Annotated in this window: 19 protein-coding genes; 13 read left to right on the top strand and 6 right to left on the bottom strand. The window is 28.4% G+C overall.

Annotated elements, in window-relative coordinates:
• Positions 1-37 precede the first annotated feature (37 nt).
• The 3 genes from KQI86_RS05530 (at position 38) to KQI86_RS05520 (ending at position 2,184) form a co-directional block, all read left to right on the top strand.
• The gene (locus KQI86_RS05530) at positions 38-1,012 is read left to right on the top strand and encodes a S66 family peptidase (RefSeq protein ID WP_216438137.1); all 975 of its coding nucleotides are present in this window, start codon (positions 38-40) and stop codon (positions 1,010-1,012) included.
• Positions 1,013-1,167: 155 nt separating this feature from the next.
• Complete coding sequence (locus KQI86_RS05525; protein ID WP_216438136.1) at positions 1,168-1,488, top strand: putative heavy metal-binding protein; 321 nt, start codon at positions 1,168-1,170, stop codon at positions 1,486-1,488.
• 273 nt (positions 1,489-1,761) lie between these two features.
• Complete coding sequence (locus tag KQI86_RS05520) at positions 1,762-2,184, top strand: NUDIX hydrolase (protein WP_216438135.1); 423 nt, start codon at positions 1,762-1,764, stop codon at positions 2,182-2,184.
• A 38-nt stretch (positions 2,185-2,222) separates the two neighbouring features.
• Here KQI86_RS05520 and KQI86_RS05515 read toward each other — a convergent pair whose 3' ends face one another.
• A complete protein-coding gene (locus KQI86_RS05515) occupies positions 2,223-2,552 on the bottom strand; it encodes a L,D-transpeptidase (RefSeq protein ID WP_216438134.1) in 330 nt (109 codons plus the stop codon).
• Between the two features lie 190 nt (positions 2,553-2,742).
• On the opposite strand from KQI86_RS05515, the gene KQI86_RS05510 reads away from it, so the two are divergent.
• Together KQI86_RS05510 and KQI86_RS05505 are read left to right on the top strand one after the other, a co-directional pair.
• Positions 2,743-3,066 (top strand): thioredoxin family protein, encoded by a 324-nt coding sequence (locus KQI86_RS05510; RefSeq protein WP_216438133.1) that lies wholly within the window; start codon positions 2,743-2,745, stop codon positions 3,064-3,066.
• Positions 3,067-3,084: 18 nt separating this feature from the next.
• Positions 3,085-3,474 carry a hypothetical protein gene (locus KQI86_RS05505; protein ID WP_216438132.1) on the top strand — a complete coding sequence of 130 codons (390 nt, stop codon included), beginning with the start codon at positions 3,085-3,087 and terminating at the stop codon, positions 3,472-3,474.
• A 203-nt stretch (positions 3,475-3,677) separates the two neighbouring features.
• Here the strand turns inward: KQI86_RS05505 and KQI86_RS05500 are convergent, their stop codons facing one another.
• From KQI86_RS05500 to KQI86_RS05485, 4 genes are all read right to left on the bottom strand, one after another.
• Positions 3,678-4,301, bottom strand: a complete 624-nt coding sequence (locus tag KQI86_RS05500; protein WP_216438131.1) for a hypothetical protein — start codon at positions 4,299-4,301, stop codon at positions 3,678-3,680.
• 31 nt (positions 4,302-4,332) lie between these two features.
• Positions 4,333-4,686 (bottom strand): helix-turn-helix domain-containing protein, encoded by a 354-nt coding sequence (locus KQI86_RS05495; RefSeq protein ID WP_216438130.1) that lies wholly within the window; start codon positions 4,684-4,686, stop codon positions 4,333-4,335.
• Between the two features lie 106 nt (positions 4,687-4,792).
• Positions 4,793-6,220 carry a sensor histidine kinase gene (locus KQI86_RS05490; protein WP_216438129.1) on the bottom strand — a complete coding sequence of 476 codons (1,428 nt, stop codon included), beginning with the start codon at positions 6,218-6,220 and terminating at the stop codon, positions 4,793-4,795.
• A gap of 9 nt (positions 6,221-6,229) precedes the next feature.
• Positions 6,230-6,946, bottom strand: coding sequence for a response regulator transcription factor (locus KQI86_RS05485; protein ID WP_216438128.1), 717 nt, complete (start codon positions 6,944-6,946; stop codon positions 6,230-6,232).
• A 183-nt stretch (positions 6,947-7,129) separates the two neighbouring features.
• Between KQI86_RS05485 and KQI86_RS05480 the strand changes: the two genes are divergently transcribed.
• The 7 genes from KQI86_RS05480 to KQI86_RS05450 all read left to right on the top strand — a co-directional run bounded on the left by KQI86_RS05480 (position 7,130) and on the right by KQI86_RS05450 (position 12,528).
• The gene (locus KQI86_RS05480) at positions 7,130-8,041 is read left to right on the top strand and encodes an ABC transporter ATP-binding protein (RefSeq protein ID WP_216438127.1); all 912 of its coding nucleotides are present in this window, start codon (positions 7,130-7,132) and stop codon (positions 8,039-8,041) included.
• Positions 8,038-8,802: an ABC transporter permease gene (locus KQI86_RS05475; protein WP_216438126.1), complete on the top strand. Its 765-nt coding sequence runs from the start codon at positions 8,038-8,040 to the stop codon at positions 8,800-8,802. Before KQI86_RS05480 ends, KQI86_RS05475 begins: the two co-directional genes overlap by 4 nt.
• Before the next feature lie 18 nt (positions 8,803-8,820).
• Entirely contained in the window at positions 8,821-9,555 is a 735-nt protein-coding gene (locus KQI86_RS05470) for an ABC transporter permease (RefSeq protein ID WP_216438125.1), read from the top strand.
• A 317-nt stretch (positions 9,556-9,872) separates the two neighbouring features.
• Complete coding sequence (locus tag KQI86_RS05465) at positions 9,873-10,250, top strand: hypothetical protein (protein ID WP_216438124.1); 378 nt, start codon at positions 9,873-9,875, stop codon at positions 10,248-10,250.
• Positions 10,251-10,353: 103 nt separating this feature from the next.
• Complete coding sequence (locus KQI86_RS05460) at positions 10,354-11,280, top strand: DUF2268 domain-containing putative Zn-dependent protease (RefSeq protein WP_216438123.1); 927 nt, start codon at positions 10,354-10,356, stop codon at positions 11,278-11,280.
• 144 nt (positions 11,281-11,424) lie between these two features.
• On the top strand, positions 11,425-12,123 hold the full coding sequence (locus KQI86_RS05455; RefSeq protein WP_216438122.1) for a hypothetical protein: 699 nt from the start codon (positions 11,425-11,427) through the stop codon (positions 12,121-12,123).
• A 36-nt stretch (positions 12,124-12,159) separates the two neighbouring features.
• Entirely contained in the window at positions 12,160-12,528 is a 369-nt protein-coding gene (locus KQI86_RS05450) for an ACT domain-containing protein (RefSeq protein ID WP_216438353.1), read from the top strand.
• Between the two features lie 125 nt (positions 12,529-12,653).
• Here the strand turns inward: KQI86_RS05450 and KQI86_RS05445 are convergent, their stop codons facing one another.
• A complete protein-coding gene (locus KQI86_RS05445; RefSeq protein WP_216438121.1) occupies positions 12,654-13,283 on the bottom strand; it encodes a hypothetical protein in 630 nt (209 codons plus the stop codon).
• Positions 13,284-13,527: 244 nt separating this feature from the next.
• Between KQI86_RS05445 and KQI86_RS05440 the strand changes: the two genes are divergently transcribed.
• Complete coding sequence (locus KQI86_RS05440; RefSeq protein ID WP_216438120.1) at positions 13,528-14,208, top strand: FlxA-like family protein; 681 nt, start codon at positions 13,528-13,530, stop codon at positions 14,206-14,208.
• The last annotated feature ends 88 nt before the right edge of the window (positions 14,209-14,296 follow it).

The raw sequence follows: 14,296 nt of genomic DNA, 5'->3' as shown, positions 1-14,296 counted from the left end.
AGAAAGTTTTTAGTTAAAAACTAAGGGGGCGATAAAAATGATTCCAAACAAATTAAAATCAGGAGATGAAATAAGAGTAATTTCACCTTCAAGAAGTCTAGGAATTATAGATTTAGAGCAAAGGAAAATATCCATAGAAGCTTTAGGGAAATTAGGACTCAAAGTAACATTTTCAAAGAATGCTGAAAAAATAGATGAGTTTTCATCTTCCAGCATAGAGGATAGAATAGAAGATTTACATGAGGCTTTTAGGGATAGTAATGTAAAAGGGATTCTAACCACTATAGGTGGATATAACTCCAATCAATTATTAAAATATATTGATTATGAAATTATTAAGGACAATCCTAAAATATTTTGTGGGTTTTCAGACATTACTGCTCTTCAAAATGCAATATATAAAAAGAGCGGTTTAGTTACCTATTCAGGACCTCATTTTTCTACGTTTGGTATGATAAAAGGCAATGAATACACAGAAGAATATTTTAAAAAATGCCTTATGGCAGAGGAGGAATTTATAGTAGAAAATTCTACTCATTGGAGTGTTGATCTTTGGTTTTTAGATCAACATAACAGAAAATTTATTGAGGATGAAGGTGTATTAATAATCAACAAAGGAACAAGTGAAGGTAAAATCTTAGGAGGAAATTTATGTACTTTTAATCTTTTACAAGGTACAGAGTTTATGCCAAATCTAACTAATTCTATATTATTTATTGAAGATGATTTAGAAAGCAACGCAGAAACTTTTGATAGAGACTTACAATCACTAATCCACCAACCTAATTTTAATAAAGTGAAAGGTATATTGATTGGTAGATTCCAAAAAGAATCTAATGTTTCAAAGGAAATATTAATCAAAATAATAAAAACTAAAAAAGAATTAGATGATATTCCAGTAGTAGCAAACTTAAATTTTGGACACACAGATCCAAGATTTACATTTCCTATAGGTGGAACAGTTAAAATCCATGTGCAAGACAGGGCTGTTATTAAAATAGTTGGTCATTAGTTTTCATATTATATATTTACGGCACTTGAAAATAAAAAATATGATATATATGGTAGATTATACATAAATTTAAGGAAAAATTAATGTATTTAATAAATTTAAAGATTTATAATAGTAGTAGAGACTTATATTAAGAAAAGTTGGAGGAATAAACTATGATAGTTACAACTACAAACGCAATTGAAGGAAGAAAGATACTTGAATACAAAGGAATAGCTTTCGGAGAAGTAATCTCAGGTGTAAATTTTTTAAAGGATTTTGCAGCTGGATTGTCTAACTTTTTTGGAGGACGCTCAGGATCTTATGAAGGAGAACTGATTCAAGCTAGGGAAAACGCTTTAAGAGAGCTTGAAAACAGAGCTAGGTCTATGGGAGCTAACGCAGTTGTTGGAGTGGACATAGATTATGAAGTGTTAGGTCAAGGTGGAAATATGTTGATGGTTACAGCTTCTGGTACTGCAGTAGTTATAGAATAAAAATATAAACATTTTTAAATAATAAGCCTTAAATATATATATATACAAAACCTAATCAAGGGCCCGTTTCAAAAATATTTTTAAATAATTTTGAGACAGGCTCTTCTTTACAGTTGAAAATTTGTAAATTACATAGTTGATTATAAACCTTTAATGTATAATTAAATAAGAATAAATAATAATTTTCAAAGCATAAATAACCACATTAATAATATAGGTCTAATATTTCGAGAACTATGGATGGAATAAAAGAGGAAAAAGGAAGTGAAACACATGAAAATAGATTTTTATGAAATTGGTAAAGTTGAAGATGAAAACTTAGAATTTGCCATAATTAGTAGCAGATATAAGAATGAATGGATATTAGCAAAGCATAAAGAAAGGACTACTTGGGAAATACCTGGAGGGCATAGAGAAAAAGGGGAGGACATAAATTATACCGCTAAAAGAGAACTTTATGAAGAAACAGGAGCTTTAAAATATAATATAGAGCCTGTTTTTGATTATTCAGTAACCATAGACAATGTTAAAAGTTATGGACGAATGTTTTATGCAGAAGTTTTTGAATTGGGGAAGCTTCCAGAGTTAGAAATAGAAAAAATACAGTTATTTAATGAACTTCCTTCGAGCTTAACATATCCGCTTATTCAGCCATATCTTCAAGAAAAGGTCATAGAGTACTTAAAAAAATACTAGAAGAAATTGCTGGGCAGTTTCTTCTAGTATTTTGATTTTTATACAATCCTAACAGGAGTACCAATAGGTACAAGATTAAATAACTCAATTACATTTCTATTATGCATCCTAATGCACCCATTAGAAATAGCCTTCCCAATGGATGATGGATTATTTGTGCCATGTATACCATATCCTCTAATTGAAAGTCCAAGCCATCTTGCACCAAAAGGGCCACCAGGATTAACTGCTTTATTTATTATTCTAAAGTTTCCTACGGGAGTAGGGGTAGAAGGTTTACCAATTGCAACGGTGTATTGTCTAAAAAACTTTCCGTCTTTATACAAGGTAAGCTTTCTAGCAGCTCTATTAATTAAAATACTATACATTATACCTCCAAATGTTAGTGGTTACTTAATGTATACTATGCTAAGTATTGTAATAGTGTTTTAAAATAAATTATCAACCCTATAAATCACATACAATATTATGGTAAAATATAGGTAGCTAATTATAGGAATAAAAATAGGAATAGAATTATAATGAGTTGATTACAGTCTTTCACAAAGGAGAAAAATTATGATAACTTTAAATTCAACAGAAGAAATTAAGGATTTTATAAAAGAAAATGATTTAGCATTTATATATTTTTCATCTAATAATTGTAGTGTATGTCATGCCTTGTTGTCTAAAATAGAAGAATTATTAAAGTCATACCCTAAAATTAAAATGGTGAAGGTAGAAATAGATAATGTAACCATGGCGGCAGGGGAATTTTCAGTATTTACACTACCTTGCATTCTTATGTTCGCTCAGGGTAAAGAAATAATTAGAGAAGCAAGATTTATAAGTATTATGGAGTTAGAAGGGAAGATTCAGAAGTATTATAATCTTTTAAATTAAGTTTTAAAGGAGGTAAATATGTTAAAAAAGCTTCAAATAGGAGTGATGTCATTTTTAATTATAATAATATTGTTACACTTTAAGACAGAAAACTTTAATCTTATTGTACCAATAATAATAGCCATAATCATAAATACTGTGATAGATATTTATATGATCATAAAAGAAAAAAAGTATAAAAGCTATAAATGCATTTCTGGTGTTAATTTACTGTTTGCAATTATATGGATAAGAATCTTAGTATTGTATTTTTTAAAAGCACAAAAGTTATATAGTGAAATAAGAAGTAATTACTCTAGGGATATTTTTATAAGCTCTATGGTACTTGGTATATTGGTTATGGTAAGAAGTTATTTAATGAGTGAGAAATTTAAATTTCCAAGTAAATTTAAAAGTAAAGATCTTTAGAAATCTTAGCTACGAGTAGAGGTAATTCAATAAATCTGTTTCAAGTATTATTAGGATATACTGTGATAACAAGTTTTTATAAAGATAGTGTTTTACATCACTCTCAGAAACTCTAGCCTGTTTTATACAATGGTACAAAGTGGTTAAAAATGGCGGCTTTGCTCGTGCTTCAAAACCGCCGTCTAGTCATTTGTTGTACAATTTTAGAGAAAGAAGTCTAGCTGCCATTTTGGGAGCGTACCACCGCAGATAGCATTTGCAAATTCTTTGCTCATGTTAATTTTCCAACCTTTATCTTGTTTTTTAAGTAAAAGATCCACTTCAAATTGCAATAATTTATCAGTATCATTTATTAAGTCAATTAAAGAAACCTCTTGATTTGTAGCAGTTTCCGCAAGTGAAGCCGATGTTAATCTTTCATATATATCTGATAAATCACGATTTGTAAGTAGTATTTTTACTGTTGCTTCATTTTCATTTTCTTTAGTTTCAATTACCTCATAAGAAAATTTAGAAACCATGCTTCCCACAAGTTCCTTACCTTCTTCATCTAAATTATCACCGAATAGTTTATTGCCCTTAACAACTATCAGATTGTTGGTCTTTTTAACATCGTAGTTAATATACTTATTGAAATTTTTGGTGTCCAAGGAAATTAAAGAGTTTAAAGCCGTCTCTACTGTATCTTCGGGTGACAAATTGTCTACCGAGACAATGTTTTGAGTTCTAGTATTTGCTTCATTGGACTTTCTAGGGGCACCGCATGCAGCAAAAGATAATGATATGATTATACTTAATACTAATAAAATACTTTTTTTACTTGTCATTTCGGTAACATCCCTCCTTTTATTTTTCATTCTACCATGCACCAGCTATACGACCTAATGTGGAAATAAATAGGACAGAAACAATTGCTGTGGCAGCAATTATTGCAATTATCACTGATGCTATTTTAAATGGCTGGCTATATTCTTTCTTTTTGGAATTACTTTCTTCCAGCTGATTACTATTATTCTCCTTTCCTATCAAAATGTAATCCGTACTAACATTATAAATCTCGCTTAATTTAATGATATTATTAATATCTGGATTGCTTTGACCGCTTTCCCATTTTGAAATCGCTTGTCGAGATATACAAAGCATTTCTGCCAATTGCTCTTGGGAATAATTAGCAAGTTTTCTGAGCTGCTGTAATCTTTCGGACAATTCCATTCTTTAGGCCTCCTTCTTTCTATGAATAATCTACCATATGAGAGTGGTTGCACACTACCAACAAGTGGTTAAATACTGTCAACCATTGGTTGCTTATGAGATTTTGTTATATATTTTTCGTAAAACTTATTTTTATTTCAGTTCCACTGCCTATTTTACTTTGTATAGAAACATTCCCACCATGCTTAATAATTATCTCTTTAGCTATGGCCATTCCAAGTCCAGAACCTTCTTTTGAAGAAGAAGTATTAGTTCCTCTATAATACCTTTCAAAAATATAAGGTAAGTCTTTGGATGAGATTCCTTTACCATTATCTTTAATATTTAAATAGATATCATTTTCATCTTCATGAACAGAAATTAAAACTTTAACATCAGTGTTGTTATGAACTATAGAATTAATGATTAAATTTGAAAAAGCTCTTTTTAATAAGGCTTCATCACCAAAATAATATATGGTTTCATTAGAAGTTTCAAAATTTATATTTCTAGTACTATATATAGGGTCATTTAAAATTTCTATGATTGTATTTTGCATAAGAAAGACTATATTTAATTTTGACTTACTAGGCTCTGTAGAATTATTTTTCAACTTATAAGTTAAATTTAAATCTTCGATTAAGGTTTCTATATAACAGGATTTATTCCATATTATATCTGAGTAATCTAGCATTTCTTCTTTAGAAAAGTCATAGTCTTTGTCTTTCATAATTTCAGCAAAACCTTTTATGGAAGAGAGAGGAGTTTTTATGTCATGAGATATAGATGAAATCCAATCTTCCCGCATTGTATCTAATTCTTCTCTTTTTATTTTACTTTCTTTAAGCTTTAAGTTTAAATTATTTAGATTAGAAAACACATTTTTATATATTCCATATTCTTTGTAGGATCTTTCATAATTGCCTTGGGACAATTCATCTATTCCTTCTACAATTTTATCTAAAGGTTTTCCCATCTTTCTTCCAAAGAAAAGATATGCACCGATTATTGCAATAATTATATTTGATATTATTATAACTAAAAATCCACTCATAATTTTATATACTGTGGATGGATTAAACTCTAATGTGTACTTTGATACATGATTTGCTGGAAAACCTATTAAATAACTTAAAGTTCTATTATCAACCACTTTTTCTCCTATATATACTGAGTAGTCTAGCATATCATATTTATGAGCATGGACAATGGATATTGGGGTATAGGTTTTAGGTATGCCTTTAGGAGAATTAAAGGTGTAAATTTCAGTAAAATCCTCATTTAATATTTGTATCCAACCATTATTTTTAATCAACAAATTTGTTCCCTTTTCATCTATGGTTATATTATCTTCACCATTAAAGTTTATATAATTAGAAAAAGAACGGGTGAATTCAATTGGACTAGATGTAAAAAATTGAGAACTAGATACTCTTGTAGTCATAAAGGAGGTACTTATAATGGCTATATCTACAAAAAAAACTATAATAAAGATAAGTATTAAAGCTATTAAAAAATTTGTTGTAATTTTAAATTTATTTTTCAATCTAAACATAATACACTCCTACATTGAAGTATTGAGTTTATAGCCCAGTCCTTTAACTGTAATTATATATTTAGGATGGGATGGATCATCTTCTAATTTTTCACGTAATTTTCTTATATGAACCATTATAGTATTATCATAACCGTAATAATCATCTCCCCAAACATTATCACAAATCATTTGTTTGTTTAGTATTCTATTAGGATTTTGAGCCATATAGCAAAGAAGGGCATATTCTTTTGCTGTAAAATTTAAGAGATCATTTCCTTTAAAAACTTCTCCACTAGTAAAATTAATCCCTATATCTCCAAATTGAAGCTGTTTTTTCTCACATAAGAGGGCATTTTTTATATACATATTTCTCCTAAGATGAGCTTTGATTCTATAAGCTACTTCCTTAGGACTAAAAGGTTTTGTAACATAATCATCTCCACCAAGACCAAGGGCTAGAATTTTATCTACATCTTCAGACTTTGCAGAAAGAAAGATTATCGGGCATATAGAAAACTCTCTAATTATTTTACACACCTCAAAACCTTCAATATCAGGTAACATAATATCTAAAACTATAATATCTGGCTTTTCTGTTTTGCAAAGATTAATGCCTTCAGCGCCGTTAGTAGCCTTAAAAATCCTTCTAAAACCTTCTTTTTTTAAAACTGCCTCTAAAAGTTTTAAGAGTTCTAGTTCATCATCTATAAGTAATATTTTTCTATCTAAAATGTCTTCATTCATATTTAACACCTCATATTTTATATGATTTCACTTAGATTATAGCATTTATTTACATGCTTTTTAATAATAGCTATGGATTGCAGAAAACTTTAAGGTTCCATTAAGGTTCACATTAAGAAGAATTAAAGTACAAAAGTTAAACTTAAAACAACTTAGATAAAGTTTAATTTAGGAGGAAAGTATATGTCAGATATAATTGTTGAAACAAAAAATTTAAGTAAAAAATTTGGAGATTTTAAAGCTGTTGATAATATCAATCTTCAGGTAAAAAAAGGGAGGATATATGGATTTTTAGGGCCTAATGGAGCAGGAAAATCCACTACCATAAGAATACTTTTAGGACTTATGAAGCCTACAAAAGGCAAAGTAAAAATATTTAATAAGGATTTAAAAGAAAATAGAATGGATATTTTAAAAAGAACAGGTTCTATGGTTGAATCCCCTTCATATTATGGAAACTTAACTGCCTATGAAAATTTAGAAGTAATAGCAAAACTATTAGATGCAGATCTGAAGTGTATCGATGAAGCATTGGATATTGTAAGACTTAGTCAATGGAAAAATAAGCAGGTTAAAAAGTTCTCACTTGGAATGAAACAAAGACTTGGAATTGCAGGAGCACTCCTTGGTAAGCCAGAGCTTTTAATATTAGATGAGCCTACTAATGGACTAGATCCTTCTGGAATACATGAAATAAGAAAATTGATTAAAGATTTACCAAAGCTTTATGATATGACAGTGATTATATCAAGTCACATATTAAATGAAATAGATCTTATGGCAGATGATATCGGAATTATAAATAATGGGGAACTTCTATTTCAAGGAACTTTAGATGAACTTCATAAAAAAAGTGCAGGAGAAATTTGTATCGGCTCCAGAGAAATTGGCGAAACAGTAAAAAACTTAAGGGGACTAGGCTATGTTCCAGACATTAAAGACAAAGAAATCTTCGTAAAAATTGGGGATAAAAGAAGTGAAGAATTGTTAAAGGATTTAATAATGAAGGGAGATAGAATATTTAAATTTATAGAAAAACAAAAAACTTTAGAAGAAATATTCTTAGATATTACGAAGGAAGGAGTGAGTTTATGAGGTTTCCATCCATTTTAAAATCAGAATTTCTAAAATACAAAAAGGGAGCTCTTTGGAAAATATCTTTTATAGTACCCTTAATTTCATTTTTGATGTTATTTGGGGACTGGTATTATAGAGCAGATTATTTAACAAGTGCAAAAGTGCTAAAAAAGCTAAATGACATAGGAGTAGAAAACAAATGGCAGTTAATACTTTTTGAAAATCATATGGGTATGCAATGGAACCTGCTGTTGATTTTAATTATATCTTTAATTGCAGCAATAGTGAATCATGTAGAATACAGTGAAAATTCATGGAAGACCATATTATCTAAACCTGCTAAAAGATATAAAATATATATGTCCAAATGGGTAGTCATATTTATAGTTACGCTGATATCCATATTATTAAATTCACTAGGAATTATAGCTGTAGGAAAAATATTAAAGATAGAGGAAACGTTAAATCTTAACCTATTTATAAAATATATAGTTCTTCAAACTATAGGAGCGATGGCCATAATAAGTCTACAACAATTTATAAGTTGTTTTATGAAAAATTCCATAGTTGCAGCCTGTATAGGGTTTTGCGGAGGAATATCGGCTTACATGTTCTATCAAGGGAAAATAATTTCTAAAATGGTTCCATACACGTATACCTTTGATGCTCTTCCATTTTTAGATGCAAGTGAATTGACAACTTTTGTAGTTATATCTTTTATCGCAGCAGCATTTTGGATGGCTTTGGGAATCATTAAATTTAAGAGAGTAGAAGTTTAATAAGGGAGAGTGAAGAGAGTGAGGAAAGCTATAGAAGTAGAATTAATAAAATTGAGACATTCAAAACTGTTATGGACTATAACCCTTGTGCCTATATTTTTTGTAAGCATAGGATTTATAAATTTTTTAAGATATGAAGATATTTTTACCTCTAAAGGACAAAATGTATGGCAACAGCTATATACCCAAAGTGCAATTTTTTATGGAATGATACTTTTGCCAGTGTTTGTTACCGTAGTAATGGCTATACTGGCAAAGATAGAAAATGCTCAAAATGGTTGGAAAAAAATTTGTGCGTTGCCAGTAAAAAGAATGCATATGTATGTATCAAAGTTAATTATAGGAAGTGGTTTTATACTACTAAACCTACTAGTATTTATGTTTACTGTAATTGTTGGAGGATTTTTTATAACGGGTAATACATATATACCACCTAACATTATATACGCACCTTTATTGACTTTTATATCATTAATACCGGTAATGGTGATACAGTTTTTTTTAAGCATTAGATTTTCAAATATAGGGATTCCTTTAGGAGTAGGAGTAGCCTTTTCTATACCATCCCTTTTAATATCCAACACAAAATTTTGGGTGTTATTTCCCTGGACATACCCCGGCAGAGCATTACTAAATGGAAGTTCAATGAATTTCTTCGACATGGGAGCTAATATGTACATTATAGGAATTATAATAGCTACAATATTTATTGTAATTGGGATTAATGAGTTTAATAATAGGGATATAGTGTAGAGAGAGTGTAGCACAAAACTATTCATACCAAATTGATTTGGCAATTATAAATTTCTACAAGAATAATTAAGTATCCAAAAGCAGAACTAAGTACATAATGACGTCGCTTCACAAAAAGGCTCTCCTACCATTATATACTTAGTTCCTTTAAGTTTCACAAATATTTATTTTCATAAAGATCTATAATTGCAAGACAATTTTTCTTAATCCCTTATACCCCACAAATTCTCTGCAAAATATTGTATAATTAATATAAGGAATTAAAATACATTCTATATTGTTAGAAAAATTATGTTAATTAAATATGGGAGAGGGATATGGGGAAAAAATTTAAATTTAATAAAAATATTTTTGTTGAGATATTAGTGGCTTTTGTTTTTATAAGCATTATGTTTTTAGTGAGAAGAATTGAAAACATTAGGGTATTAATATCCTTGAGTATATTGTATGTTATCGCTATTCTTTTAAAAACATTAAAGGATATAATTGATAAAAAATATAAAGTTTTTAGTACTGAGGCTATTAGCGGCTTTGCTACTATAATTAGCCTTTGTATTTTAATATATTGTGCCATAAAAATACAAAAAGGAGTAAGTGTAAATGAATATCTAAAATTAAGTAGAATAGAACTTATAGGCATATCATTAATGAGTGTACCAGTAATTCTTCATATATTTAAATTGAGCGATAGTTAGGGGGACTAATATGATAAGATTAGAATTCCTAGAGGAAAAAGATTTTGAAAAAATAGTAGAGTGGAATAGCCTAAAATGAATTAAATAAAGGGCGGTTTTAGTCATGAACAAGCATAAAATAAACATAATATGCCTTATTGCTATTTTAGTAAGTATGTTTTTTGTAGGCGGGTGTAAAAGTACTAGTAGTCAAACTTCTAATGTAAAACTTAAAAATGAATGGACAATTACTTTTTTAGATGATTATGTAGAAGATTACATAAAAAAATCTAATGAAGAAAAGGAATATAGTGAAAAAATATTTAAAGATAAAATGGTAAATCCCATTGCAGATAAGCACTACTATAATATAGAAAATTTATATTTCCCATATGGAATCAAAGATATAAAAGCTTTTGAAGAGCAATTAAAGAGCTTAAAGAAAAATAAAGGTGTTTTAATAGAAACTGTAGAGGAAAGTTTAGAAAAGGCTCATAGCGTATTACCTAATAATAATATAAATATTTATATACTACCTGAAGATCCAGAAGTTACAAAAATATTCAATACTGGGGTAAGGGCTGTATCACCAGATGAGAAAAATATATTTATGGTTGTAAACACTAAGGTGAATGGATGGGAAAGTGAAATTAAGTTAACTACGGTTCATGAATATTATCATTCTGTAGAAAAGAAAATATCTAATAATGCAAGAAAAAATAATCTATTAAATATGCTTATCTCAGATGGGAAGGCAGAGGTTTTTACTAGTATTGTATATCCAGAGGAAAAATCTAAGATATCTTATGCTTTAAATAAAGAAGAGGAAATTCAAGTATGGAATAAAATAAAAAATAATCTTTATAGTGAAGAAAACATAAATAAAATAATGAATGGGGATGGAAAAGAGTTTCCTCTGTTTAGCGGTTATACTATTGGCTTTAATATAGTAAGAAGATTTATAGACTTCAATCCTAATATTACTATTAATGAGTGGACAAAGATAGAAGAGGAAGAAATATTCAAACATAGTAATTACAACCCTAATTAAAAAACTATTATTAGTAGATGATAAATAGAAAAAATTAAATAATATAGTATAAGCACTCCTTTATTAGAAAGAAGTGCTATTTTTTTATTATAATTAATGGTAGAATAAAAATATAGAATAATTTGTGAATTTGAGGAGGAGAATATGAAGAAGAAAATTATATGGAGTTTATTTGTTGCAATATTTTTAGGTTTTACAATGCTTGGATGTTCTAAATCAAAGCCAACGAACGCAGAAAGCGACGCGCTTGAAGAAAAAATAGAAATTTTAACAGAAAGAAATGCTAATTTACAGGAAACTGTAAATGATTTAGATAAAAAATATAGAGCCTTAGAAGGTAAAGTAAAGGATCAAGTATCAATAATAGAGATGTTTAAAGAAAATAAACAGAATAATAAATATGAACTACTTCCTGCTTATACTGCTAATATAGATACTTATAAAGAAGAAGTAGGATTTTACATGGTTATACCAAAAGATAAAACTTTAATTCAAAAGTTAAATATGATAGCAGGAGAATTGTCTAAGTATTATTTTAGCGATCTTCCTATAGAAGTAGTAAGAATAGATGAAGTGAAGGGAAAGAAAATAGCGGTAGTTAATATCAAAGAATCTAAGGATAATCAAGGAATTAAAGATGCTTCACTATTAAAGTCCCCTGCTTGGGTAACAGAATTTCTTCAGGGTTCCGCAGGAGGAATAATAACAGAAGACAGACTTATAGAATCATTCCTACAAAAAGAATATAAAGGTGAATGGATTGATGGAGTAAAATTTTTATATAATAATGAACCTATAAACTTTCAACATACACCAACTCTTGCAGATACAAGTTATAGATAAAGAGGTGCGGTTACTGTGAATAATATAGAATTAAACATGAGCCTACTAAAACAGAACTTTGGAGTCTGTAGATTAGAAAAAGATGAAATTATTCCTCAGTGGTGTAAAAATAGTGAGTTTTATTCCATTACTAAAACCATGGACGAACTATCAATTGTATGTAATTTACAGAGCATTCCTGAAGGAATAAAGTGTGAAAAACCATGGAAGGCTTTAAAAGTAGAAGGACCTTTAGATTTTTCTCTTATTGGAATATTAGCTTCTATAAGTAGATTACTAGCGCAAGAGGGGATAAGCATATTTGCTATATCTACTTATGATACTGATTATATTTTAGTTAAAGAAAAGGATATCAATAAGGCTATAGATGCCTTATCTAGTGAAGGACATAAAATAACATTATAAATTTAACACAAAAAAGAACTAAGTATATAGTGGTGACCTTTGAAAAAAAGTTGTTCTATCTCTATACGCTTAGTTCTTTTGTTTTTACAATTAATCATTATAGTAAATATTTTACAAGTGTAATATCATAATATATCAAAATCTTTCACTAAATTTACAATTCTCCACTTACCATTTTCTTTTGCAACTTCAAGGGTTGCGTTCCAGATATATTTGTCTTTAGCGGAGGTTGTAGCATTAAAAACTATTTTATATTTAAATTTAAAAGGTGATATCTCCTCTTTTTCTATTTTATAGTCTTCAACCCAAGGACTTGAGAATCCTGTTACCCAAGAATTACGGTTTTCTGCTAATCTTTTAAACTCATTTCTTAAAGCTTTGTTATAGGTTACATATTGAAATACTCCATTTCTATCTTTTATACCTTTTGCCCAAAGTTCAGCTATCTCATCTGGGCTTTTAGGATCATATAGATTTGCAAACTCTTCAAACATTTTACATCTAGCTTGTAGTTCAATTTTATTCGTATCATATAATCTTAATCTGTTTTCATCTTTATCATAGAATATATTAATGTTAAAATCTCTAGTTAAAGCTTCATCTTTTACATAAATTTTATCATCTTTTATTAAATAGTCCCCATTATTAGGTACTTCTTTATCGTTAACTAATACTCTAAGAGGGGATTTAGAATAAACTATACTTGTGATAAAAAATAGTAAAAATAGTGAAATGCATAATGTTTTCTTTTTCATTTAGTTCACTCCTCAAGAAAATAATTTATTACATATACACAAAGGGCATATAAAATAAAGGATTATATTATAGGCTTATTTTGTGTATTAGATTATAAAAATATAACTTGTATATCTTTTTATATAATCACTTATTTTTATCGGAGAAATAAATTAATATTTATTAATATTGTTTATAAATTAAAGTAAATGGAAGATATACCGATGATAATATAAATAAGTAAAATTATGGAGGTAACTAAATATGAATATATCTTCAGTAGGTGGAAGAGGCTCTAGTGATTTTGCCATTAAAAGTAATGGAATAGATAATGAAATTAAGTCGCTAGAAAAGGAAAAAATGAAAATACAGGAACAAATACAAAGGATAAATGGGGAAAAAATAGATGATAAAACAAAGTCTGAAATGATTAAACCCCTAAAGGAGCAAATAGAAAATATAAATACACTTATTCAACAAAAGCAAATGGAAAAGATTCAAGGAAATAAAAAAGAAGATACAAGTTCACAAAATAATAGCTCTAAGAATAATTCAATTGATAGTGATACTTATACTCCAGGGATGGATAATTTAATCAAAGTTAGTACAAGCTATAATGAGATGAAATCTATTAATGAAATAAAAACCAAACTAGATGGAAACTCTCGTATATTAAAAAAAGAAGCAGAATTAGATAGAGATAGAGGTAATATTAAAATAGCTGAAGGAAAAGAGAAAAAAGCTAGTGAATTTGAAAATAGATCTAATAATATAAGCTCAAAAATTGGTAAAATAGCTGAGAAAATTAATGCAGAAACTACTAAAAATGTTGAAGGAAATAATAAAGATAAAGATAATTCTAACCTAGTAGAAGATAATAAGAGCAATGAAACTCAGGTTAAGGATGAATATGTTACACCTAAAAAAATTGATACTTTAGCTTAAATTAAAATACACTACATTTATTTTTAATATGTAGTGTATTTTTTATGTATTTTACAGAAAATTAATAAAACTATGTAAAAACTATTGT

The organism is Clostridium mobile (assembly GCF_018918285.1).
In the GTDB taxonomy this organism is placed as follows: Bacteria; Bacillota; Clostridia; order Clostridiales; family Clostridiaceae; genus Clostridium_AW; species Clostridium_AW mobile.
This window is presented reverse-complemented; position numbering and strand designations above follow the sequence as displayed.